The sequence below is a fragment of the Amycolatopsis sp. NPDC003865 genome, from assembly GCF_053605345.1.
The window spans coordinates 54,871-79,506 of record NZ_JBSGJA010000012.1; the positions used below are offsets into that span (position 1 = coordinate 54,871).

At 75.1% G+C, this 24,636-nt stretch carries 15 protein-coding genes; 9 read left to right on the top strand and 6 right to left on the bottom strand.

Annotated elements, in window-relative coordinates:
• Positions 1 to 9: 9 nt before the first annotated feature.
• From ACWEVP_RS26965 to ACWEVP_RS26985, 5 genes are all read right to left on the bottom strand, one after another.
• The gene (locus ACWEVP_RS26965; RefSeq protein WP_452065337.1) at positions 10 to 1,587 is read right to left on the bottom strand and encodes an acyl-CoA carboxylase subunit beta; all 1,578 of its coding nucleotides are present in this window, start codon (positions 1,585 to 1,587) and stop codon (positions 10 to 12) included.
• On the bottom strand, positions 1,587 to 7,763 hold the full coding sequence (locus tag ACWEVP_RS26970; RefSeq protein WP_452065338.1) for a beta-ketoacyl synthase N-terminal-like domain-containing protein: 6,177 nt from the start codon (positions 7,761 to 7,763) through the stop codon (positions 1,587 to 1,589). The genes ACWEVP_RS26965 and ACWEVP_RS26970 overlap by 1 nt, the downstream gene beginning before the upstream one ends.
• A complete protein-coding gene (locus tag ACWEVP_RS26975) occupies positions 7,760 to 9,478 on the bottom strand; it encodes a fatty acyl-AMP ligase (protein WP_452065339.1) in 1,719 nt (572 codons plus the stop codon). The genes ACWEVP_RS26970 and ACWEVP_RS26975 overlap by 4 nt, the downstream gene beginning before the upstream one ends.
• Positions 9,479 to 9,570: 92 nt before the next feature.
• On the bottom strand, positions 9,571 to 10,968 hold the full coding sequence (locus tag ACWEVP_RS26980; RefSeq protein WP_452065340.1) for an MFS transporter: 1,398 nt from the start codon (positions 10,966 to 10,968) through the stop codon (positions 9,571 to 9,573).
• Entirely contained in the window at positions 10,965 to 12,962 is a 1,998-nt protein-coding gene (locus tag ACWEVP_RS26985) for an MMPL family transporter (protein ID WP_452065341.1), read from the bottom strand. Before ACWEVP_RS26985 ends, ACWEVP_RS26980 begins: the two co-directional genes overlap by 4 nt.
• 255 nt (positions 12,963 to 13,217) lie before the next feature.
• Here ACWEVP_RS26985 and ACWEVP_RS26990 point away from each other — a divergent pair, with 255 nt between their 5' ends.
• The 3 genes from ACWEVP_RS26990 to ACWEVP_RS27000 all read left to right on the top strand — a co-directional run bounded on the left by ACWEVP_RS26990 (position 13,218) and on the right by ACWEVP_RS27000 (position 16,301).
• Positions 13,218 to 14,453 (top strand): PucR family transcriptional regulator, encoded by a 1,236-nt coding sequence (locus ACWEVP_RS26990; RefSeq protein WP_452065342.1) that lies wholly within the window; start codon positions 13,218 to 13,220, stop codon positions 14,451 to 14,453.
• 62 nt (positions 14,454 to 14,515) lie between these two features.
• Positions 14,516 to 15,547, top strand: a complete 1,032-nt coding sequence (locus ACWEVP_RS26995) for an aldose epimerase family protein (protein ID WP_452065343.1) — start codon at positions 14,516 to 14,518, stop codon at positions 15,545 to 15,547.
• Between the two features lie 49 nt (positions 15,548 to 15,596).
• Complete coding sequence (locus ACWEVP_RS27000; protein WP_452065344.1) at positions 15,597 to 16,301, top strand: transporter substrate-binding domain-containing protein; 705 nt, start codon at positions 15,597 to 15,599, stop codon at positions 16,299 to 16,301.
• A 17-nt stretch (positions 16,302 to 16,318) separates the two neighbouring features.
• Here ACWEVP_RS27000 and ACWEVP_RS27005 read toward each other — a convergent pair whose 3' ends face one another.
• Positions 16,319 to 16,741, bottom strand: coding sequence for an ester cyclase (locus tag ACWEVP_RS27005; RefSeq protein WP_452065345.1), 423 nt, complete (start codon positions 16,739 to 16,741; stop codon positions 16,319 to 16,321).
• A gap of 92 nt (positions 16,742 to 16,833) precedes the next feature.
• On the opposite strand from ACWEVP_RS27005, the gene ACWEVP_RS27010 reads away from it, so the two are divergent.
• From ACWEVP_RS27010 to ACWEVP_RS27035, 6 genes are all read left to right on the top strand, one after another.
• Positions 16,834 to 19,275, top strand: coding sequence for an ATP-binding protein (locus ACWEVP_RS27010; protein ID WP_452065346.1), 2,442 nt, complete (start codon positions 16,834 to 16,836; stop codon positions 19,273 to 19,275).
• 106 nt (positions 19,276 to 19,381) lie between these two features.
• Positions 19,382 to 19,741 carry a hypothetical protein gene (locus ACWEVP_RS27015; RefSeq protein WP_452065347.1) on the top strand — a complete coding sequence of 120 codons (360 nt, stop codon included), beginning with the start codon at positions 19,382 to 19,384 and terminating at the stop codon, positions 19,739 to 19,741.
• The gene (locus ACWEVP_RS27020; RefSeq protein ID WP_452065348.1) at positions 19,738 to 20,343 is read left to right on the top strand and encodes a hypothetical protein; all 606 of its coding nucleotides are present in this window, start codon (positions 19,738 to 19,740) and stop codon (positions 20,341 to 20,343) included. The genes ACWEVP_RS27015 and ACWEVP_RS27020 overlap by 4 nt, the downstream gene beginning before the upstream one ends.
• A gap of 109 nt (positions 20,344 to 20,452) precedes the next feature.
• Positions 20,453 to 22,045 (top strand): AMP-binding protein, encoded by a 1,593-nt coding sequence (locus ACWEVP_RS27025; protein ID WP_452065349.1) that lies wholly within the window; start codon positions 20,453 to 20,455, stop codon positions 22,043 to 22,045.
• Positions 22,046 to 22,466: 421 nt separating this feature from the next.
• A complete protein-coding gene (locus ACWEVP_RS27030) occupies positions 22,467 to 23,561 on the top strand; it encodes a J domain-containing protein (protein ID WP_452065350.1) in 1,095 nt (364 codons plus the stop codon).
• A 31-nt stretch (positions 23,562 to 23,592) separates the two neighbouring features.
• Positions 23,593 to 24,603 (top strand): LysE family transporter, encoded by a 1,011-nt coding sequence (locus ACWEVP_RS27035; RefSeq protein WP_452065351.1) that lies wholly within the window; start codon positions 23,593 to 23,595, stop codon positions 24,601 to 24,603.
• The last annotated feature ends 33 nt before the right edge of the window (positions 24,604 to 24,636 follow it).

Sequence of the window (24,636 nt, forward strand, 5' to 3'; positions counted from 1 at the left end):
AAGTCTCCTTCACAGGGGGATGTTTCCGTGCTTCTTGGCCGGCAGGGTCTGCCGTTTGGTCCGCAGGGTCCGCAGGGCACGCGCGACCTGCAGCCGGGTCTGCGACGGCGTGACGACCTGGTCGACGTAGCCGCGTTCGGCGGCCAGGTACGGGCCGGTGTGGCGCTTGCGGTACTCCTCGGTGAGCCGTCTCCGCGCCGCGGCCCGGCGTTCCGGCGGGAGCCCGGCCAGCTCGCGGCGGTAGAGCACCTGCACCGCCCCTTCCGCGCCCATCACGGCGATTTCCGCGGTCGGCCAGGCGAGGGCGACATCGGCGCCGAGGTGCTTGGAGCCCATCACCGCGTAGCCGCCGCCGTAGGCCTTGCGGACCACGACCGTCACCTTCGGCACGGTGGCTTCGGAGTAGGCGTAGATCAGCTTGGCGCCGCGGCGGATGACGCCGCCGCGTTCCTGGTCGCTGCCGGGCAGGTAGCCGGGCACGTCGGCGAGGGTGAGCAGCGGGATCGAGAAGGCGTCGCAGAAGCGCACGAACCGCGCGGCCTTCTCCGACGCGTCGATGTCGAGGACTCCCGCCTGGTGCCGCGGCTGGTTGGCGACGACGCCGACCGTCCGGCCCTGGACGCGGGCGAACGCGCAGATCATGTTGGGGGCGAAGGCGCTGTGGACTTCCGAGAACTCGCCGTCGTCGACCAGCGCGGCGATCAGCTCGGCCATGTCGTAGGTCTGGTTCGGCGAGTCGGGCACCAGCCGGTCGAGTTCCAGGTCGGCGGGCGTGACGACGGGGCTGGTGTCGTCGGCGTACTCCGGGGCGGGGTCGAGGTTGTTCGCGGGCAGGTAGCCGAGCAGCGTCTGCACCCACTCGATCGCGTCCCGCTCGTCGGCGGCCCGGTGGTGGGCGTTGCCGGCGACCTCGCTCTGCACCGCCGCGCCGCCCAGCTCCTGTGCGGTGACGCGCTCGCCCGTCACGGCGTGCACGACGTCCGGGCCGGTGACGAACATGTGCGAGGTTTCGTCGACCATCACGGTGAAGTCGGTGATCGCCGGCGCGTAGACCGCCCCGCCCGCGCACGGACCCATGATCATCGAGATCTGCGGGACGACCCCGGAGGCGTGGGCGGTGCGCCGCCCCAGCTCGGCGTAGTAGGCCAGCGAAACGACGCCTTCCTGGATGCGCGCGCCGCCGGAGTCGTTGATCCCGACGACCGGGCAGCCGAGCGACAGCGCCAGGTCCATCACCTTGAGGACCTTCTCGCCGGAGACCTCGCCCATGCTGCCGCCGAAGACGGTGAAGTCCTGGGAGAAGACGCAGACCTGCCTGCCGTCGACCGTCCCGTGCCCGGTGACGACGCCGTCGCCGTAGGGCCGGTTGGCGTCCATGCCGAACTCCGCGCACCGGTGACGCGCGAACTGGTCCAGCTCGACGAACGAGCCCGGGTCGAGCAGCAGCCCGATCCGTTCCCGCGCGGTGAGCTTGCCCTTGGCGTGCTGGCGGTCGACGGCCCGCTTCTCGGCGATCCGGACGGCTTCGTCCTGGCGCGCCGCGAGGTCGGCGATCCGGAACGCCGTGGTCGGCGTGAGTTCGTCCATCACCGCACCCCTGCTCCGAGCCGGGCCGCGAGCGCCGCGGCCACCGCCGCCACGTGCGGCGGGTCGATCATCGAGACGTGGTCGCCCGGCACCCGGACGACGTCGAGGTCCGCGCAGTACTCGTCCCAGCCCAGGGTGTCGTCCGTGCGCAGGTACCGGGGGTCCAGAGTGGTCGTCAGCGGATGGGGCTCCCGGGCGCGCAGCAGCAGGACCCGGCCGTCGTACGGCGTCGGCGTGTAGCGTTCGGCCACCCGTGCGTCCACATAGGACTCGTACTGGTGCCGCAAGACGCCGGCGCCGAGGTCCGGCACCTGTTCGGCGAGGCGCTGCACGACCCAGCGAATCTGCGCGTCTTCGTCCAAAGTGGCCAGTTCGGCGCGCGGGACCGCGAACGGGACGCCGTAGGTCCGCGACACGTGCTCGGCGAACCGGTCGAAGCGGTCCAGCAGGAGGTCCGCCGGATTCCCCGCCGCGGGCAACGGCAGGATCGAGTCGATCAGGACCACGAGGTCCACCGGCCCGTCCAGCCGCCGCGCCGTCTCGTAGGCGAGGCAGCCGCCGAACGACCAGCCGCCCAGCCGGTACGGGCCCCGCGGCTGGATCTCGCGGATCAGCTCGGCGTAGCAGGCGGCCTTGGCCTCGACGGTGTCCTCGTCGTCGATCCGTTCCAGCCCGTAGACCGGGTGCCCCTCCGGCAGCAACCGGACGAGCTCGCGGTACACGCTGGTCGGGCCGCCGGCCGGGTGGAACAGGAACAGCGGCTCGGCGACGCCGTCGCGCAGCAGCCGCACCGGGCCGCCGCCGTGGCCTTCGAGCTCGGCGCGCAGCAGGTCGGCGATGCCGGCGACGGTCGGGGTGGCGAACAGCCGCTCCACCGGGGGCACCGCGCCCAGCTGCTCCGCGAACACCGCGCGCAGCCGCCGCGCGCGTTCGGGATCCCCGCCCACGACGAAGAAGTCGTCGTGCACGCCGGGTTCCGGGCCGCCCAGCTCGGCCCGCCAGTGGCGGGCGACCCACCGCTCGGCGGGATCGCGCGGCCCGGCGGTGACCGGCGCGGCTTTCACCGGTCCGAAGCCGGCCTGCTCGGCGAGGTGTGCGGCGAGGCCGGCCAGGCTGGCGCCGCGCAGGAGCAGCGGGATCGGCAGCGGCAGGCCGAAGTCGCGTTCCACCGCGCCCCGGGCGCGCATCGCCGACAGCGAGTCGAGGCCGAGGCGGGTGAGCGGCACGTCCCGTTCGACGTCGGGGTAGCCCAGGACACCCGCGACGAGCCCGGCCAGGTGGTCGGCGATCGCCTGCCGGGCGGTTTCCGGCGACGCCTCCCTGAGCGCGTCGAGCCCGTCCCAAGTGGACGGTTCGGTGCGCGGCGCGAACAGCCCGAAGAACGGCCGCTCGGCCAGGCGCGGGAACAGGTCCAGCACCGTTTCGGCGTCGAGGCGGGCGATGCCGGTCGCCTGGCGGTCGCGCGCGAGAACGGAGTCCAGCGCGGACAGCGCTTCCCCGGTGCCGAGCGGTTCGAGCACCGGGTTGCGCGACCCGGCCGCGGCACCGACGTCGCCCCAGGCGCCCCACCCGATCGTCGCCGCCGGGAGGCCCTGGGCCCGCCGCCAGGCGACCAGGGCGTCGGCCCACGCGTTGGCGGTGGCGTACGCGGCCTGGCCGGGCGAGCCGAACAGCGCGGCGGCCGAGGAGTACACGAGCCACCAGTCGAGGTCGTGCCCGACGGTGGCCTCGTGCAGCCGCCAGGCGCCGAGCGCCTTCGGCCGCCAGACGGCCTCGAGCGCGGCCGGGTCCAGGCCGATCGCGGCGCCGTCGGCGAGGACGCCGGCGGCGTGCAGCACCCCGCGCAGCGGCACGCCGCCGTCGACGGCCGCGGCGACCAGCGCCTCGGCCGTGCCGGGCGCGGCGATGTCGCCGGCCACGACGCGGACGTCGATCCCCAGGTCCGGCGCGGGGCCGGAGCGGCGGCTGTTGAGCACCACCCGGGTCGCGCCGCGCTCGGCCAGCCACTTCGCCGCGACCAGGCCGAGGCCGCCGAGCCCGCCGGTGATGATGTAGGCGCCGTCGCGGACCGGTTCGCGCACCGGGTCGCCCGGCTCGGGGCGGACCAGCCGCCGCACGTACCGGACACCTTCGCGCCAGGCGACTTCGTCGTCGGGGCCGTCCGCACGGACTTCGTCGCGCAGCTGCCCGACCCACAGCCGGGCCGGATCCGGTCCGGCGTCGAAGTCGACCGCGCTGACGCGCAGTTCGGGGTGCTCGAAGGCGAGGACGCGGACGAACCCGCGCAGGGCGGCCGGGCCGGGGTCGCCGCGCTCCCCCGGTTCGACGCTCTGCGCCCCCGATGTGACCAGCCACAACCGCGGTGGCGTCGGCAGTCCGGCCAGCTCGGCGACGATTTCGGACAGCCTTCCGACGACGGCCTCGGCGTACCCGGGATCGGGGTGGTCCGTGCCGCCGAGGTGGACGAGCACCGCGGTCGGGTTCGTCCCGAGCCGGTCCTCGAGCGGGGCGGCGTCTTCGGAGAGCTCGATCCAGCGGTGCGCCCGCTCCGGCGCGGCGGGCAAGTCCACCTGCTGCCAGGCGGCCTCGTACAGCAGCCGGTCCAGCGCCGCGTCGCGGAAGCGGCGGCAGTAGACGTCCCGGAACTCCACGAGGACGCCGTCGTCGGCGTCGACGAGCTGGACGCTGCCGAGCAGCCCGTCGCCGGAGGCGTCCCGCGAGGTGAGGACGGCGTCCACGCGCACCCCGCGGCGGGGGTCCCCGGCCAGCACCACCTCGCCGATCGTCAGGGGCAGGTAGAGCGCGTCGGCGTCCCCGACGGCCGCGGCGAGCGCGTGCAGGCAGGCGTCGGCGAGCGCGGGGTGCAGGCGGTAGGCGGGGTGATCGGCGCCGGGCGGGGTGATCGAGGCGGAGGCTTTCCCGCCGGCGGCCACGACGTTCCGGAGGCCGCGGAAGGCCGGGCCGTAGTCCTGGCCCAGCTCGGCCAGGACGCGGTAGAGGTCCAGTGGCTCGCCGGTGACCTCGCCGAACGGCGCCGACGGGCTGCCGCCGGGCTCGAGGCGGGCGGTGGCGTGGCGGGTCCACCCGCCGGGGGTTTCGACGTGGACGCCGAACTCGCCACCGGTGACGCTGGTCGTCACCTCGGTGTGCTCGCCGAGTTCGAGGACTTCGCGGAGTTCGAGGTCGCGGACCCGGCCGCCCCGGGCGGCGGCGAGCGCGAGTTCGAGGAACCCGGTCGCGGGGAACACCGGCTTCCCCCGCACGGTGTGGTCGGCCAGCCACGGCAGCGCTTCGGTGCCGACGTCCCCGCGCCACAGGTCGCCGCCGGGGTGTCCGATGTGGACGCCCAGCAGCGGGTGGCCGCCGTGCGCCCGGGCCCGGCGCTTCGGCCAGAACCGCCGGTGGCGCCAGACCGGGCCGGGCAGGTCGACGCCCGCCGTCCGGGGACGGGCGGCCAGGGCGCCGGGGCGGCCGTCGACGTGCAGCCGGGCGAGGGTGGTGAGGAAGGCGGTCCGTTCACCGATCTTCCGGCTTGCCGAAGGCAGCGCCGGCGCGCCGGTGGTCTGTTCCACGGCGGCGAGGGCGATGGGGTGCGGGGAGACTTCGACGAAGACGGTGTGGCCGTCTTCGGCCGCGGCGGTCAGGGCTTGGCTGAACCGCACCGGACGGCGGAGGTTCGCGGCCCAGTATTCGACGTCGAACACCGGAGTTTCCCGGGGATCTTGCGACACTGTGGTGTAGCAGGGGATTTCGGGCTCGCGCGGCCGGAGTTCGCCCAGCCCGGCGCGGAACCGGCCGAGCACGGCGTCCACGGCGGCGGAGTGCCCGGCCCCGCCGACGGGCAGCCGCCGGGCGAGCCTGCCCAGGTTTTCGGCGTACCCGACGAGGGCGTCGATCTGGTCGGCGGCCCCGCTGACGGTGCACTGGGTGGGCGAGGCGTAGACGGCGACGGTGACGTCGGGGAACTCGGCGAGTTCGTGCGGGGAAAGCTCGACCAGCGCCATGGCACCGGCGCCGCCGCGGTCGAGTTCGGCGAGCAGGCGCGCGCGGGTGGCCATGACGCGCAGGCCGTCGGCGGGCTCGAGCGCCCCGGCGACGACGGCGGCGGCGACCTCACCCATGGAGTGCCCGACGACCGCGGCCGGTGTGACGCCGTGGGCGCGCCAGAGGCCCGCGAGGGCGAGGTGCATGCCGAAGAGGACCAGCTGGGTGGTGGCGAGGTCGCCGGGTTCGCGCTCAAGGAGGTCGGTCAGGCTCGAACCGGCTTCGGCGAGGAAAGCGGGGTCGAGCGCTTCGACCTCCGTGCGGAAGGCGGGTTCGGTCCGCAGGAACGCGCGGCCCATGCCGTCCCATTGCGAGCCGTAGCCGGAGAAGACGAAGACGGGATCGCCCGCGCCGGCGGCGGGCTTCCCCAGCAAGCCGCGGCCCGCGGCCAGCTCGCGCAGCCCGGCCACCACCTCGGCGCGGCTCTCCCCCACCACCGCCCCTCGGACCGGCAGGTGTTCCCGGCCGTGCGCCAGCGTCGAGGCCACCGCACCCAACGGGACTTCCGGGGCACCGTCAAGCCACTCCGCCAGCTCCTCCGCCCGCGCTCGCAGCACCTCGCCCGACCGGGCCGACAACGCGAACACCGCCGGTCCCGCCGCCTCCGGGGGCACCCGCACCGGGAACGCGGCCGCCGGCCATTCTTCGACCACCACGTGCGCGTTCGTCCCGCCGAACCCGAACGCCGACACCCCCGCGCGGGCCGTGCCCGAGTAGCGCGGCCAGTCCGCCGGCGAGGTCACCACCCGCAAGCCGGTGAAGTCGATGTGCGGGTTCGGCTCACGGAAACCCAGGCTCGGCGGCAACCGCCGGTGGGTCATCGCCAGCACCACCTTCAGCAGCCCCGCGATGCCCGCGGCCCCTTCCAGGTGCCCCAGGTTGCCCTTCACCGATCCCAGCAGCAACGGGCGATCGGCCGGGCGCCCGAGCACCGCCGACAGCGCGCCGGCCTCCAGCGGGTCGCCCAGCGGCGTGCCCGTGCCGTGCGCCTCCACGTAGTCCACAGCGGACGGATCGACGCCGGCCGAGGCGTAGGCCGCGCGCAACAGGTCCGCCTGCGCCAGGGGGTTCGGGGCCGTCAAGCCGTTGGACCGGCCGTCGGAGTTGACCGCGCTGCCGCGCAGCACCGCCAGGATCCGGTCGCCGCGGGCCGCCCGCAGCGGCTTCAGCACGACGACCCCGCACCCCTCGCCGCGAACGATGCCGTCGGCGGCCGCGTCGAACGGCTTGCAGCGGCCGTCCGCGGCCAGTACCCCGGCGCGGTGGAAGCCCGCGGTGATCCCCGGTGCCAGCAGCACGTTCACCCCGGCCGCCAGCGCGATCTCGCTCTCGCCGCGGCGCAGGCTCTGCATCGCCTGGTGCACCGCGACCAGCGACGACGAGCACGCCGTGTCCAGCGTCATGCTCGGCCCGCGCAGGTCGAGCAGGTACGACAGCCGGTTGGCCGCGATGCTCGCCGCGGCGCCCGTGCCCGACCAGACGTCGACGCCCGCGACGTCGGTCATCGTCAGCGAGCCGTATTCGGTCGCCGACAACCCGACGAACACCCCGGTCCGGCTGCCGCGCAGCCCCGACGGCGGGATCCCGGCGTGCTCCAGCGCGGCCCAGGCGACCTCCAGGAGGAGCCGCTGCTGCGGGTCCATCGCCTCGGCCTCGCCGGGTGTGATGCCGAAGAACTCCGCGTCGAACCCGGCGACGTCGTCGAGGAACCCGCCCCGCACCGGCAGTCCCTCGAGGTCAGCGGCCGGCGCGAACGTCTCCCAGCGGCCTTCCGGGACGTCGCCGACGGCGTCACCACCGGCGGCGAGGAACCGCCAGAACACCTCCGGCGAGCCGATCCCGCCCGGCAGGCGGCAGCCGAGGCCGACGACCGCGATCGGTTCCTCTTCCCCCTGCGCAGTCCGGGAAACCTCAGGAGAATCCCCTGTGGACAGATACCCGGCGAGCGCGTCGACCGTCGGGTACCGCCAGACGAGGGTGACGTCGAGCGGGCGCCCGACGAACTCGCCGAGCTCGGCCGCGAGGGCCGCCGCGTCCCGTGAGGACAGTCCCGTTTCGTGCAGCGGCCGGCCGGGGTCCACCGGACCGAGCCGGGCGAGCAGCCACGCGCGCACCGCGCCGGGCGTGGTCATCCGAGCCGCCGTCCGGTCAGCGCACCGTCCAGGTAGGACTTCCGGCAGCGCGCCCGGCTGATCTTGCCGCTGGAGGTGCGCGGCACCGTACCGGGCGGCAGGACCACCACGTCACGCAGGCCCAGCCCGTGCCCGGCCGACACCGCCGCCCGCACCGCGGCCGCGAGTCCGGTGACGTCGACCGTGGCGTCCTTGGCGCGTTCCAGCACGACGACCGCGGCTTCCCCGTGGTCGGTACCGACCGCGAAGGCCGCGGCCGAGTGCGGCCGGACGCCCGCGTGCTCCTCGGCCGTCTGCTCGATGTCCTGCGGGTAGTGGTTGCGCCCGTCGACGACGACCAGGTCCTTCAGCCGGCCGGTGACGTACAGCTCGCCTTCGAAGACGACTCCGAGGTCGCCGGTCGCCAGCCAGCCCTCGCCGGTGTCCGGGTCCAGCGGCGGCAGGCCGAAGGCCGCCGACGACGCGGCCCGCCCCCAGTAGCCCCGGCCGACGTTCGGGCCGCTGACCCGGATCTCGCCGACCTCACCCGGCGCGGCCGGTTCGCCGGTCAGCGGGTCGACGATCCGCACCCGCTGCCCGGCCGGGCGCCCGCACGAGACGAGGGTCGACCCGGCCGCGGCGGGCACCGCGAACCCGGCGGCGAGGCGGTCGCGGTCGAACGTGACCTGCCGGGCCGGTTTTCCGGCGTCGGTAACGGAAACCAGCACGGTGGCCTCGGCCAGGCCGTAGGAGGACCGGTGGACCTCCGGCCGCAGCCCGCACCCGGCGAAGGCGTCCTGGAACTTCGCGATCGTGGCCGGCAGCACCGGTTCGCTGCCGTTGATCAGCGAGACGACCCGGCTCAGGTCCAGGTAGCTCTTTTCCGCTTCGGACACGCGGGAAGCGCAGTAGGCGTAGGCGAAGTTCGGCGCGGCACTGATCGCGCCCGGGCTGGCCGAGAGGGCGCGCAGCCAGCGCGACGGCCGTTCGAGGAACGCCGGCGGGTCCATCAGCACCGAGGCGAGGCCGCCGGTCATCGGCGCGCCGATGCCGAGGATCAGGCCCATGTCGTGGAAGAGCGGGAGCCAGCTGACCGTCGAGGTGGTCCGGCTTTCCGCGCCGTAGGCGGTGCACGCCTGACGCGAGTTGGCGAGCACGTTGCGGTGCGTCAGCACGACACCGGCGGGCGTGCGGGTGGAACCCGAGGTGTACTGCAGGTACGCCGTCGCGTCGGGGTCGGGTGCCGGCCACTCCCGCGGTCCGGCCGGGGCGAGCGCGTCGACGGCGACGACGTCCGGCGCCCCGCCGAGGAAGCCGTGGACCTCGTCGAGGTCGGCGGTCGTGGTGAGCACGACACCCGGAGCGCAGTCGGCGAGCGCGGCCGCCAGCCGGCCCGCGTGGCCGGGCAGGCCGGGCGCGAACAGCGGCACGGCGATCAGCCCGGCCCGGATCGCGCCGAGGAACGCGACGACGTAGTCGGCCGACTGCCGCGCCAGCACCGCCGCCCGGTCGCCCGGCGCCGCGATTTCGCTCAGCCGCGCGGCGACCGTGCCGACGCGCTCGTCGAGCTCGCGCCAGGTGAGCGTGACCGCCCGGCCGTCCGCGCCGCCGCGGTGGTCCAGGTGGGTCAGCGCGACCTCGTCGCCGAGCACCCGCGCCCACCGGCCGAGCAGGGTCGCCAGTGAGGCCGTCGATTCGGCCCCGGTGACGGGAACCGGCGGGGAAATGGTTTCCATGGCACCTCGCAGAGAGCGTTTACCGGCGCAGTGAATAGCCGCGCCCGGACGGTTGTCAATCAAGGGAATTGCGACACTCACCGGCACGCGGATTACGGCACCGCGCGTTTGTCACGCGGCGACGAGGTCCCGGCGCGGCGGTGCCGGGACACGCGCACGGCCAGCACTGCGCCGGCGAGCGTCGCCCCGGCCGCGGCGAGCAGACCCGCCGTGTAGCCCGCGGCCAGCGCCGATCCCGGCGCCGCACCGGCGCCGAGCCGCAGCGCGCGCACTACCGTCAAGACCGCTCCGATCAGCGCGACCCCCACCGCGCTCGAAAGCTCGCGGGACGCCGTGAGCAGCCCGGACGCCAGACCCGCCTGCCGTTCGGCCACGACGTCCAGCGCGTGCGAGGTCAGCGGAGTCGTGAACGCCGAGCCGGCCCCGACCAGCACCAGCCCCGGTATCCGCGGGAGCACCGCCGGGAGGTGGTTCACCGCGGCGAGCGCGAGCAGCCCGGCCGCGACCACGCCGAGCCCGGCGGCGACCGTCCGCTGTGGACCGTGCCGGGCGAGCGCCGTCGGGACCAGCGGGGTCGCGGCCACCACCGCGACCGCGACCAGTGCCAGCGGCAGCCCGGCCCGCACCGGGTCGAGGCCGAGGAAGTCCTGGTGCAGCAACGGGGTGAAGAAGACGATGCCCGAGATCCCGAGGCCCCACAGCACCTGCACGGCCAGCGAGCCGGCGAACACGCGGTTGCCGGTCAGCTCGGCCGGCACCAGCCGGGCCGGCGTCCGCCGTTCGCGAAGCACGAACCCCGCACCCAGCGCGATTCCGGCGGCCAGCAACGCGATCGCGGTCCGCGGGTGCTCGCCGAGTTCGACGAGCGCCGCGGTGAGCAGCACCAGGCTCGCCGTCACGACGGTCAGCGCCCCGGCGGCCGGCCTCGGGGCGTCCGGGTCCCGGCCCCGCGGAACCGTCCCCGGCACCAGGACGAGCATCGCCGCCACGAACGGGAGGTTGACGAAGAAGATCCAGCCCCAGCCGAGGCAGGCGCTCAGCAGGCCGCCGAGCGCCGGGCCCAGCGCGAGCGCGGCGGCCAGGCACGCCGTCCAGACGGCGGCGCCGAGCGTCCGGCCCCGCGCGTCCAGGTTGGTCCGCAGCAGGCTCAGCAGGCCCGGGACCAGGAACGCGGCGGCCGCGCCCTGCAGCACCCGGGCCGCGACCAGCAGCCCGGCCGACGCCGCCAGCCCGCCGGCGGCCGCGCCGGTCCCGAACGCGAGCAGCCCGGCGAGCAGGGCCGGACGACGGCCCCAGCGGTCGATCGCCGTGCCCGCCACCAGCAGCAGCCCGGCGAACGGGAGCATGTAGCCGAGCGCGACCCACTGCAGCTCACCGAGGTCCAGGGCGAGGTCACGGGCGATCGACGGCGCGCCGGCCGCGACGATCGTGTTGTCCAAGGTCGTGACGAACGCGCCGAGCGCGATCAGCACCAGGGTCCGCCGCGTCATCGCCCGCTCCCCACCAGCTCGCGCGCGAGGCGAGCCGGCCGGCGGCGCGGGAACCACCAGTTGGCCTCGCCGAACCCCGCCATCACCGCCGGGACCAGCACGCACCGGACGACGACCGCGTCGAGGAGCACCGCGACCGTCAGTCCCACGCCGGCTTCCCGCACGACGCGGGCGTCCACGAAGGCGAACGCCACGAACACCAGCGCCATGATCAGCGCGGCCGCGGTGATGGTCCGGCCGGTGGCCGCGACGCCGTCGACGACCGCGGCCCGGGTGTCGCCCCGGCGCCGCCACGCTTCCTGCACGCGCGCGATGAGGAAGACCTCGTAGTCCATCGACAGCCCGAACAGCCCGGCGAACAGGAACACCGGCAGGTACGGCTCGATCGGCGCGCCGAAGGCGAACACGACCGCCCCGGTCGTCGCGGCCGCGGTCAGCAGGTTCAGCACCGCCGCCGTCAGCGGGATCACCACGCTGCGGAACACCCAGGCCAGCAGCAGGACCGAGAGGCCGACGACGCTGAGGAGGAACAGCGGCAGCCGCGCGGTGACGGCCGCGGAGAAGTCGGCCCTGGCGGCGACGGGCCCGCCGACGTGCGTGTCCGGGCCGCCGACGGTGGTGGCCATCGCCCGTGCCCAGCTCAGCAGCTCGGTGGTGGCCGGGTCGTCGGGCGCGGTGCGCGGTGTGGCCGTGAGCAGCCAGCCGCCCCCCGGCAGCGGCGTGGGCGGCCCGGTTTCGGTGCGGGCGAGCAGCGCCTCGCGCAGGGTGCCGGGCGAAGCGTCCCCCGTGCCGACCACCAGCAGCGGAGCGCCCGCGCCCGGGCCGAACCCGTCGTGCAGCAGCTCCGCGGCCGTGCGCGTGATGCTGCCGGGCGGGTCGAGGGCGGCGTCCGGGACGCCGAGCCGCAGTCCGGTCACCGGCAGCGCGAGGACGGCCACGACCAGCAGCGCGGCGAGCGTGGACGGACCCGGCCGCCGGGTCACCGACCGCGCGAGCCGGGCCCAGCGGCGCCCGCCGCCCGCTACGGGGACGCGCATCCGCGGGGCCACCGGGCGCAGCAACGCGGGCAGCAGGGTCAGCGCGGCCGAGGCGGTGAGCAGCACCGAAACCGCGGCGGCGACGGCGATCCCGTCGAGGAACGGCAGGCCGACGGTCAGCATCCCGGTCAGCGAGACGCAGACGGTGACGCCGGCGAACACGACGCTGCGGCCCGACGTCGCCGCCGCGACGGCCAGCGCCGCCGCCGGGTCCGCGCCGTCCTGGCGTCCCTGCCGGTAGCGGGTCAGCACGAACAGCGCGTAGTCCACGCCGACACCGAGGCCCAGCAGCGCGGCGATCTCGGTGCTGATCGCCGGCACGGTCAGGACGTGCGACAGCAGCGTGACGGCGGCGAGCGCGCAGCCGACCGACACCGAAGCGGTGAGGACCGGGAGCAGGACGCAGGGCAGGGACCGGAACGTCACGAACAGCACGAGGGCGGCGGCGAGCAGGCCGATCCCGGCGTTGCCCAGGTCGGGCGGAGCCGCGGTCTGCGCGGCGAGCTCCCCCGCCGCGCCGGCGGTGAGGCCGCGGGCGTCGCGGACGACGTCGGCGAGCGCCTCGGCCGGGCCCGGCCCGAGGGTGGCGGCCGGCGCGTCGAACCGGACGGTCAGCACCGCGGTCCGGCCGTCGGGCGAAACCCGGCCGGGCGGCGGGCTGACGGCCACGACGTGCGGCAGCGACGCCAGGCGGCCGGCGAGTGCCTCGAGGTCCACGCGGCCCGCGCCGCGGTCGACCGGGCCGTCCGGCGCCCGGACGACGACGCTTTCCTCGGCACCGGTGCGGTGCAGCAGCTTCGCCGCCGCGGTGCTGTCCGCGGCGGGCAGGTCGACCGTGTCGCGGAACGCCGCGCCGCCCGCGTGCAGCACCGCGAACCCGAGCCCGGCCAGCGCCGCCAGCCACAGCGCGACGACCACGACGGCGTGGCGGAAACACCAGGAAACGACCGTCGTCATCCCGTTCTCCCCGCGCGCATGGTTGATCACGCTAACAACGAAATGGCTCGCGAAGATACGGCCCGAGCTCACAAATCCCATTCCGGAAACCCTGGTGCCGGTGAGTGTTCCGCCGTTTGTCGGACGGGTGACAAATCCGCTCGCGGCCCTTGGTCCCCGCGTGACAGAACCCGGTCCGGACGCGCGGAAGACGGTTGCCAACCGGCGTTTCCGTGTGAGTACATGGCGTCCGCGCCGACGCGGAAAGGGGTGCCCATGACCCGGACGATCACCGTCCCGCACCCCCGCGGCACCGGCCGCGCCCGGCAGCTGTGGTGCTCGCTGCCCACCGAGCTCGCGCGGCGGTTCCGGCCGCACGCCGACCCGCTGTCCCGGCGGATCCTCGAGGAGATCCAGCGGGCCGTCCCCGAGTACGCCAAGCCCCTCGAAGGCGAGTTCGGGAAGATGATCGTGCTGGCGATCGAGCAGGCCGTGCTCAGCTGCATCGACAGCATCGACGCCGTCGCGTCCACTGAGGACAATTGGCCGAAGTTGTTCCGGGAGGTCGGGAAACGCGTCCACCACGACGGCGGCAGCCTGAACTCGCTGCAGGCCGCCTACCGCGCCGGCGGGCGCGCGGCGTGGCGGTACATCGCGGAGCTGGGCCAGGCCCACCGCTTCCCGGCGGCCGTCCTGTGCGTCGGCGCGGAAGCGATCTTCGCGTACGTGGACGAGATTTCGTCGTACTCGGTCGAGGGTTACACCCTGGCGCAGGCGATGGCGACCGGCACGCTCGAACGGCGAAGGCGCCGGCTGCTCGAACTCCTCCTCGCCACCCCGCCGTCGTCACCGGCCACCCTGTCCACGATGGCGAAGGCCGCGAAGTGGCCCATGCCCGATCGGGTCACCGTCGTCGCGCTCGACCCGCGCGACGAGCAGCACCTGGCACCGGCACCGCAGGTCGCCGACGACGTCCTGCTCGACCTCGAAGGCACCGAACCCTGCCTGCTGACCCCGAACCCGGACCGCGACCTGCGCGATCTCGAAGGCCGGCTGCCGGGCTGGCGCGCGGCGGTGGGCCCCCGGGTCCGGCCGGCCGACGCGGCGACGTCGGCGCTCTGGGCCCGGCGCACGCTCGACCTGGTGCGCCACGGCCTGGTCGGCGACCGGGCCGTCACGCACACGGCCGACCACCTGGCGACGCACTGGCTGCTGGCGGACCGGTTCCTGCTCGACCAGCTGTCGGCGAAGACCCTGGAACCGTTCGCGAGCCTGACGGTGAAGCAGCAGGTCCGGCTCGCCGAGACGCTGCTGAGCTGGTTGGAGCACAACGGGAACACGCCGGACATCGCGCAGGCGCTGGGCGTGCACCCGCAGACCGTCCGCTACCGCGTGAGCCAGCTGAGCGACCTCTTCGGCGACCGGCTGGCGGATCCGGCGCAGCGGCTGGAGATCCAGATGACGCTGCGAGCGCACCAGCTGCTGGGCACGCAGCCGCCGGGCGAGCGGTGACCCTTGACCGTGCGGCACCTCCTCCCGCATGCTGTTAACGCTAACAATGGGGAGGGCCCTCGATGACGCGCACCGAACTCACGCGGGAGTTCTTCGGCCGGGCCGGCGGCACCGACGTCCACCGGTACACCCTCTCCCGGGCCGGGATCACCGTCCGCGTGCTGGACTACGGCGGCGTCGTCCAGTCGCTCGAAGCGCCGGACCGGTCGGGGCGCCCGGCGGACGTCGTGCTCGGCCACCCCGATCTCGACGGCTACGTCGCGAACAACCGGCCGGGTGCCCCGCGGGTGTTCCTGGGCGCGCTGATCGGCCGCTACGCCAACCGGATCGCCGGCGGCGCGTTCGCCCTCGACGGGGTCCTCCACCGGGTCCCGGTGAACGACGGGAAGAACAGCCTGCACGGCGGCCCCGCCGGGTTCGACACGCGGGTGTGGGCCGCCGCCCCGGTGCCGGACGGGCTGCGGCTCACGCTGGTCAGCCCGGACGGCGACCAGGGCTACCCCGGCCGGCTCAGCACCGAGGTGACCTACCGCCTCGACGACCGGCTGCGCATCACCTACCGGGCGACCACCGACGCGCCGACGGTCGTCAACCTGACCAACCACACCTACTGGAACCTGGCCGGCGCCGGAACGGTGCACGACCACGCCGTCGAGATCGCCGCGAGCCGCTACTGCGCGGTCGACGAGGACCTGGTCCCGGTGGGCGACCCGGCGCCGGTCGCCGGGACGCCGTTCGACTTCCGCCGCGCGACGGCGATCGGCGCCCGCCTCGGCGAGCCCGACCCCCAGCTGGCGATCGGGCACGGCTACGACCACAACTGGGTGCTCGACGACGGTGCGCCGTTCGCCGCCCGCGTCTGGGAGCCGTCGTCCGGGCGGCTGCTCACGATGTGGACGACCGAGCCCGGCCTGCAGTTCTATTCGGGCGGCCACCTGGGCGACCCCTTCTCGGGGCTCGCGCTGGAGGCGCAGCACTTCCCGGACTCGCCGAACCGGCCGGACTTCCCCAGCACGGTGCTCCGGCCGGGCGAGGTCTACCACCAGGAGACGGCCTTCGCGCTGACGACGGCGGACGAGCCGCCGGTGGCGTGAGCAACATTCGCCCTTCCCCCGGCGGCCCCCGCCGCTACCCTCGCCGGTCATGGGAGACCTTGCCGCCGATCTCGCGCCCACCGGGGTGCTGCGCGCCGCCGTCAACCTGGGCAACCCCGTGCTCGCGCACGGCACGCCCGATTCCCCCGGCGGCGTCACCGTCGACATCGCGCGTGAAGTGGCCGCGCGGCTGGACGTGCCGGTGCAGTTCGTGTGCTTCGACGCGGCCCGCAAGTCGTTCGAGGCGCTGACCTCGGGCGCGGCCGACCTGTGTTTCCTGGCGATCGAGCCGGCGCGCGCGGCTTCGGTGGCCTTCACCGCGCCGTACGTCGTCATCGAAGGCGTGTACGTCGTTCCCGAAGCGTCCGCGTTCGCTTCGCCCGCGGACGTCGACCGGCCGGGGGTCCGGGTCGGCGTGAAGCAGGGATCGGCCTACGACCTGTTCCTGACCCGCACTCTCCAGCACGCGACGGTCGTGCGCGGTACGGACGGCGTCGACGTGTTCGAGGAGCAGGGCCTCGAGGTGGCCGCCGGGATCCGGCAGCCGATGACCGCCTACGCCGCCGCGCACCCCGGGACGCGGGTGCTGCCGGAGCGGTTCATGCAGATCCGGCAGGCCGTCGGCACGTCGCCGGACCGCGCTCCGGCGACGGTGGCGTTCCTGAGCGAGCTGGTCGAAGAGCTGAAGGCGAACGGGTTCGTGGCGGAGGCGTTGCGCCGCGCGAACCAGCCGGACGCCACGGTCGCCGGCTGAATCGCGCCGCGACGCGGTTACGACGCCAGCCCCAGCTGGAGGCGGAAGGTGTGCTCGTCCCAGAGCGTCCACCGCTGGGTGAACCGGCCCGCCGGGCCGACGCGGTAGATGTCGACGACGTTCACCCGCAGCCGGGCCCCGGTGGCCGGGGGCAGCCCGGCGAACGCCGCGCCGCTGTGCGTGCCGGTGACGGTGAGCCGCTGGGCCAGCGTGTCGCCGTCGACGACCTGCTGCTCGGTGTGCGCGCGCAGGTCGGGGAACGCCCGCCGGATCTCCACGACGAACTCCGCCAGCTCGGCGACGCCGGTCGTGCGGTCCTCGACCGCCAGGTACTGGACGCAGGCGGGGTCGACGAGCTCGTCGATGACCGCGAGGTCGCCCTGGTTGAACAGCTCTTCGGTGATTCTGCGGGCCCGCGCCCGGATCTCGTCGGGTGTCATGCGGCCAGCCTCGCGCCGGCGCGCGGACGGCACCACGACGTTCGCTCACCGTCGGCTTGACACATTCGCCGTCTCCCCGACGATTCAAGGCCGTGAGCTTTTCCGCCCTGCTCAAGCGGCTGCGCCTGGCCGCCGGCCTGACCCAGGAGGCGCTCGCCGAGCGCGCCGGGGTGAGCCCGCGCGCCGTCAGCGACCTCGAACGCGATCCCCGCCGGCTCCCGCGCCTCGACACCGTGCGGCTGCTCGCCGACGCCCTGGCGCCGGCCGAGGCGGACCGCGCCGCGCTGCTGGCCGCCGCGCGCCCGGCCGGACCGCCGCCGTCGCCCGCGCCCGGGCCACCGCGGCTGCTGCCGCCGCTGATCGGCCGCGCCGGGGTGGCCGCCGCGCTCGTCGAACTGCTGGAGCGCGGCGAGACGCGGCTGCTGACGCTCACCGGTCCCGGCGGCGTCGGCAAGACGCGCCTCGCGCTGGAGGTCTTCGAAACCGTTCGCCCGCGCTACCCGGACGCCGCACTCTTCGCCGATCTCTCACCCCTGCGCGATCCCGGGCAGGTCGTCCCCGCGATCGCGCACGAGGCCGGGCTGGACGAACGCGGCCCGCTCCCGGTCGCCGAGCGCCTGGCCGCCGCGTTCCGCGACAAGCGGGCGATCCTGCTGCTCGACAACTTCGAGCACCTCGTCGACGCCGGCGCCGACGTGGTCGCCCTGCTCGGCGCGTGCCCGGGGGTGACGGTCCTCGTCACCAGCCGGGTGCCCCTGCGCGTGCGCGCCGAGCGCGACTACCGCATCGCCCCGCTGGAGGCGGGCCGGCCGGACGCCCCGGCCGTGCGGTTGTTCACCGAGCGCGCCACCGCCGCGGGCGTGTCCCTCGAAGCGGACGAGACGGTGGCGCGGATCTGCCGCCGGCTGGAAGGCCTGCCACTGGCGATCGAGCTCGCCGCGGCGCGGACCCGGGTGCTGCCGCCGGGCGTCCTGCTCGAACGGCTCGAGCACCGGCTGCCGATGCTGGTCGGCGGGCCGCGCGACCTGCCCGACCGGCAGCGCACCATGCGGGACGCGATCGGCTGGAGCTACCAGCTCCTGTCGCCGGCGGCGCAGGCGCTGTTCCGGACGCTGTCGGTGTTCGCCGGCGGGTGCCCGCTGGCCGCGGTCGACGACCTGGACACGCTCACCGAGCTCGTCGACGCCAGCCTCGTCACCACCGGGCCGGACGGGCGCCTCGGCATGCTCGAGACGATCCGGGAGTACGGGCTCGAGCGGCTGCGGGACCGCGGTGAGGAAGACTCCGCCGTGACCCGGCACATCGAGTTCTTCGCGAGCCTGGCGCCCGCGGCGGCCGAGGCCGAAAAGGACAATCTGCGCGCGGCGCTCGACCGGGCCGTCGCGCGCCGGGACGCGGCCGCCGCGTTCCGCCTGTGGCTGGCGCTGTCGGGTTTCTGGACCGACCACGGCCTGCTGCACGAAGGCGTGCGCGCGGCGACCGCGGTGTTCGCCCTGCCCGGCGACGCACCGGACCGGCTCCCGGCGCTGGCCCGCGCGGCGCGGATGGCGACCGGCATCTCGGCGTTCGAGGAGGCGGCGGCGTGGTGCGAGCAGCTCGTCGGCCTCGCCCGGCGAAGCGGGACCGGGCTGGTGACGGCGCTCAACACCCGGGGCGTGTTCGCGAGGCTGGTCGACCGCTACGCCGACGCCCTCGCCGACCACGAAGAGGCGCTGGCGCTGGCCGAGGCCGCCGGCGACGGGGCGGGGCGGGCCGCCGCGCTGATCGGGACGGCGTACGCGCGGTTCTTCACCGGCCACACCGGCGAGGCGATCGAGCTGGCCGAACGCGGCCTGGCGGAAACGCGGGCGGCCGGCTCGGACCGCGAGCTCGCCGACGCGCTGACTCTGCTGGCGTGGCAGGCGATGCACGCGGGGCTCCACGAGCAGGCGCGGGAGCTCGGCCGGGAGGGGGTCTCGGTCGCCCGGTCGATCGGCGACCGCAGCCGGGTGGCGGAGGCACTGCGCGGGCTGGGCACGAACGCCCAGCTGATGGGCCGCTACGAGGAAGCGGGCGAAGCCCTGTGGGAGTCCGAGCGCCTCAACCGCGACCGCGGCGACGACCACACGGCCGACCAGCTGCTCGCGCACCTGGGCCACCTGGCGATGCTGACGGGCGACCTCGCGGCGGCCCGCGAGACGAGCGAGGTCGCGCTCGCCTCGGCCCGCCGGTACGAGGACCTGTGGGCGACCGCGATGTCGACGACCCAGCTGGGCCACGTCGAGCTGGCGGACGGCCGGATCGAGCGGGCCCGGGAGCTGTTCGCGGAGAGCCGCGGGCTGTTCGGGCGGATCGGCAACCCGATGTACCTGTCGTGGTGCCTGGAAGGGCTGGCGGGCATCGCGCTCTCGGACGGCGACGAGGCCCGGGCGGCGCGGCTGTGCGAGGAACGGGAGAACCTGCTGAGCCGGCTCGACGCGCGCCTGCCGCCGATGAACCCACCGGGCTTCGAGGCGGTGCTCGCGGTGGTGCAGGCCCCGGCGCGGGAGCAGTGAGCACGGGCCGGCGGGCGAACGGTGAGTGCTCGGTGGGTGCGCGTCGTGGTTCGCGGGGTTCGCGCGGCTCAGGCTGGAAGCCGGTTCACACCCCCAGGAGGAGACCATGACCCGCACCCCCGTTTACACGTCCGGCTACGTCGTCTGCGTCGTGCTGGGGCTCGCCGACGTCGTCGGTGTCGCCGGCATCGCCATGGACGACGCCCCGCCCGCGATCGTCGTGCTCCTCGGCGGCGTCCTCGGGCTCGTCACCCTCGCCGCGGCCGTGCCGGCCTGGCGGGGCAACCGCGCCGGCCACTTCGCCGTCGCCGGTTCGCGGGCGCTGTCCGGGCTGCTCGCGCTTCCCGCCTTCTTCCTCGACGCCCCGACCTGGGCGCGGGTTCTCGCCGGCGGGCTGGTCCTCCTGACCGTCGTCGGGCTCGGGCTGCTCCTCGGCGGCGCGCCCCGGCACGCGCTGGCCCGATGAGCCGCGCCGCGGGCCCGCTCGCCGCCGGTGCGGCGGCGGGCCTGGCCTGGGCCGCGGGGCTGCGCGGCCTGATGGTCGAGGTCGCCGGGCCGGAGTCCGCCGTGCACTGGTACGGCACCTTCGTCCAGATCCTGCTGCCCGGTCTCGTCACCGGCGCGCTGTTCGGCTGGGCGTGGCACACGCGCCGCCACCGGTGGCTCGTCGTCGCGCCGCTGGCGTTCCCGATCGCCGTGATCGTCTCGCCGGACACGGTCGCGACGCTCGCGGCCGGCCGGATCCCGTTCAGCGACGGACTGGGCGGCGGCGCGCTCGCCCTGCCCCTCTTCGGCATGGCGGGCGGCTACGCGCTCGCCGGCCGGGGCGCGCCGTGGCGGCGGATCGTCTGCGGGGTGTTCGCCCTGGTGCCTCTGCCGGCGTGGGCGTTCGCGAGCGCGGCGATCTCACCGTCGCTGAGCCTCGCCACCGCCCGCGGCGCCTGGGTCGCGACGTTGTTCTGGGCCTCCATCGCGACGCTCGCGCTGGGCTGCGCGATCCCCCTCGCCCGCGCCCGGCCCCCGGCGCACGACGACGCGACGGCCGTCCCCGCCGACGCCCGCGGCTGAGCACGCATCGCACGTGCGTCGCTACCGTCATCGATCCGACATCGCGTCTTCTCGACGGTCGCAACGAGTGCTACGTTCCTCGTGGTGCAGGTCGACCCGAGGGGTTGCGATGAGGCTTTCTCCCAGCGCACACACAGACTCGTTCTGCCGCGACCGGCTGCCGCCGGCGCAGCAGTGGCCGCGGCTCGTGTTCGACCTGCCCGAGCTGCACTACCCGGACCGGCTCAACGCCGCCACCGCCCTGCTCGACGGCACGATCGACCGCCTCGGACCCGACCGCCCCTGCCTGCGGTCGCTCCGGGAGACGTGGACCTACGGCGAAGTTCTGGCCCGCGCCAACCGGATCGCGCACGTCCTCACCACCGAACTCGGGATCGTCCCCGGGAACCGCGTGCTGCTGCGGGGCACCAACACCCCGTGGCTGGCGGCGTGCTGGCTGGGCGTGCTCAAGGCCGGGGCGGTCGCCGTGGCCACCATGCCGATGCTGCGGCGCCACGAGCTCGACAAGATCGCCGATCGGGCCCGGCCGGCCGTGGCCCTGTGCGACGAGCGCCTCCTCGAAGAGCTGCCACCCGGCTTGCCCGCGGTCGCCTACGGCGGCGAGCTCGCCGAACGCTGCGCGCGGCACCCGGCCACCTTCGCCGACGTGCCGACCGCCGCCGACGACGTCGCACTGCTCGCCTTCACCTCCGGGACGACCGGAACGCCCAAGGCGACGATGCACTTCCACCGCGACCTGCTCGCCATCGCCGACACGTTCTCGCGGCACGTCGTGCGTCCCACCGCGGACGACCTCTTCTGCGGCACCCCTCCCCTCGCGTTCACCTTCGGCCTGGGCGGCCTGCTCGTCTTCCCGTTGCACGCCGGCGCGTCCGTGCTCCTGCTGGAGCGCGCCACACCGAAGGAACTCGCCTCGATCGTCGCCGAGCACGCGGTGACCGTGCTCTTCACCGCGCCGACCGCCTACCGCGCGATCCTCGGCTCCGGCGACGGCGCCCTCCTCGCCGGCGTGCGCCGCGCCGTTTCCGCCGGCGAAGCGCTACCCGCGGCCGTGGCCGAGCAGTACCGCGCCATCGCCGGGCGCCCGCTCATCGACGGCATCGGCAGCACGGAGATGCTGCACGTCTTCATCTCCGCCGCCGACGAGGCCGCCCGCCCGGGCACGACCGGCACCGCCGTCCCCGGGTTCCGCGCCGCCGTCCTGGACGCCGACGGCACGCCGGTCCCCGACGACACGCCCGGGCTGCTCGCGGTGCGGGGCCCCACCGGCTGCCGCTACCTCGAGGACCCGCGGCAGACCGACTACGTCCGGGACGGGTGGAACCTGACCGGCGACACCTACGTCCGCGAACCCGACGGCTACTTCCGGTTCGTGGCGCGCAGCGACGACATGATCGTCTCCTCCGGTTACAACATCGCCGCTCCGGAGGTCGAAGAAGTGCTGCTCGGACACCCGGACGTCGAGGAGTGCGCGGTCGTCGGCACCCCCGACCCGGACCGGGGCGCGGTCGTGACCGCCTTCGTCGTGCTGCGCGCGGGCGTCACCCCCGGCCCGGAGGTCGCGCACGCCCTGCAGGAGCACGCCAAAGCCGTTGCGGCGCCGTACAAGTACCCGCGCCGGGTGCGGTTCATCGACGCGCTGCCGCGCAACGCGAGCGGGAAGCTCCAGCGCTTCCTGCTGCGCGAGCACGGACGGGGGTGACGGGCCCGCTGCCGAGGTGGGGTGGCGGTGGGCCCGTCACGTCTGAGGGAGGACATGCCTCCACGATACCCACAGAATCGAACATGTGTTCGCGTCTCTTCGAGTGATTTCCCGCTACGAAAAGTCACGAGGATAGGCGGAATTCGCGTCGCGACAACACTTCCGGGTGACACAGAGTCCGAAGTGGACACTCACGGACCACGGCGAACGCACCGGGAAGCCCGCCCGGCAGCCCGTCACGCGACGGCGCCGGACGGGGCGGACCGGCCACCCGCCCGCCGGGCGCCGGCGGTAGAACTTCGGACACCGCACTGACCTGCGCCGGAGGACCATCACCCCGACGCGCCGAAGAGCCGGTGCGAGACCGGGAAACCCGGTCCCATAAAGTCTTCGCGCAGCCATCCGGAGGTGAGGCGCCCGCGTGCCCGAGGTCGACTACTACGAGGTGCTCGGCATCCGCCGGGACGCCACGGCGGCCGACGTCAAGACGGCCTACCGCCGGCTGGCGAAGACCATGCACCCGGACGGCGGCGGCACCGTCGGCACGTTCCGCCTGCTCCGCGAGGCCTACGACGTCCTGGGCGACCCCGTCGCCCGTGCGCGCTACGACTCCGGCGGCGCGACCGTCGTGCCCGTGCCGGTCCGGCCGCGGCCCCGGCGGCGTTTCGGCGACGAGCCCGGTTTCGTCCCCGACCTGCCCGAACTCGACGCCGAGGACCTGAGCTGGTGGCACTTCGCCGGGCAGGACACCCGGATGCGCCACGGCCGCCGCCGCGGGCCGGGGCACACGCCGGTGGTCGCCGCGGTGGGCGGGATGGTGCTGGTGCTGCTGCCGCTGGTCACCGGGGTCGGGTTCAGCACACCGGTGCTCATCGTCTGGCTGCTGCTCACCGCGGGCACCGCGCTGCTCGTCCAGCGCCTCGCCCGCGGCTACCTGCGGGCGAACCGGGCCCGCGAGGCCTACGCCGAGGAGTTCGGCGGCCGCACGGTGTTCGGCACACCGGGCACCGAACGCGACGAGCTGGCCGAGCGGCTCACCGCGGATCTCCTGGAGACGTACCTGACCCGGCTGCCCGGCGCCCGGATCTTCCACGGGCTCGCCTGGCCCGGCTCGGTGTTCGCCGACGTCGACCACGCCGTGCTGTGCGGGAAGCGCCTGGTCCTCATCGAGTCGAAGCTGTGGCTGCCCGGGCACTACGAAACGGCCGAGGACGGCAGGCTGCTGCGCAACGGCCGCCCGTTCCGCGGCGGCGGCAGCCGGCTCGCGGAGAGCCTCGCCGCCTACCGCGACCTGCTGCCCGGCGTCGCGCTGCGCGGGGCGATGATCGTGTACCCGAGCCGCAGCGGCGACCTGACCACGGCCGACCCCGGCGACCTGCCCGCGGCGCCGATGACGCCGGAGGAGTTCCTGCACGAGATCGGCGAATGGCTGGCCGCCGATCCGTCCACAGTGGACCACCAGGCGCTGCGGACCATGCGCGACCAGGTGGTCGGCGGGGGCGGCCGGGCGGCGTGACGCCGGTGGCCGCCGGGTCGGGCTGTCCGCGGTGAACGCCGCCGCGACGCTGGGGACCGTGCTGCTGGCCTACCTCCCGGCGGCGGTCTCGCCGGGGCCGAACTTCGTGCTGATCGCGCACACGGCCGCGGCCGGGACGCGCCGGTCGGCGGCGGCGGTCGCGCTGGGCGTGGTCGCGGCGGGCGGGGCGCTGGCGGCGGTGGCCGTGTTCGGGCTGGGCGGCGTGCTGGCCCGGACGCCGTGGCTGGCGACGGCGCTGCGGGTGGTGTGCGGCGGCTACCTCACCTGGCTCGGCGTGCGGCTGTGGCTGCGAGCCCGCGCACCGGACGCTGGCCCGGGCAGGCGGGCGGACCCGAGCGGATCGGCGAGCCCGAGCGGGCCGGCGGACCCGGGCGGATCAGCCAGCCCCAGCGGATCGGCGGACCCGGGCGGATCAGCCAGCCCCAGCGGATCGGCGGACCCGGGCGGATCAGCCAGCCCCAGCGGACCGCCAGACCCAAGCGAACCAGCCAACCCGAGCAGACCGCCAAACCCGAACGAACCAGCCAACCCCAGCAGACCGCCAAACCCGAGCGAACCAGCCAACCCGAGTGAGCCGCCCGCCACGGGATCTCGGCGGGTCGAGGCGGATCCCGCGGCGCGGCCGTCGGGCCGGGAAGACCGGCCGGGCGAGCCGGAAACCCCCGCACCGCTCACCGGCACCCCGCCGGACCACCCGGGCGCCCGCGAGGTCCGGCCCGGCGCCCGGCGGCCGGCAGCGCACTTCCGCCGGGGCGTGCTCAGCAACCTGACCAACCCCAAAGCCGCGGCGTTCTTCGGCAGCGTGCTCACCGCGGCGCTCCCGCCCACCGAACCCACCGCGGTCAAAGCGGCCGCGATCGGGCTCGTCGTCGTGGCCTCGGCCGCCTGGCACCTGAGCGTGGCGCTGCTGTTCTCTTCCCCCGCCACCCAGCGCTGGTACGCCCACGCGGAACCGGCCCTCAACCGCGTCGTGGGCACGATTCTCGTGGTCCTCGGCGTCACCCTCGCCGCAACGCCGTGAAGGCCTCCCCGCGGCAGCGAGGAGGCCTTCACG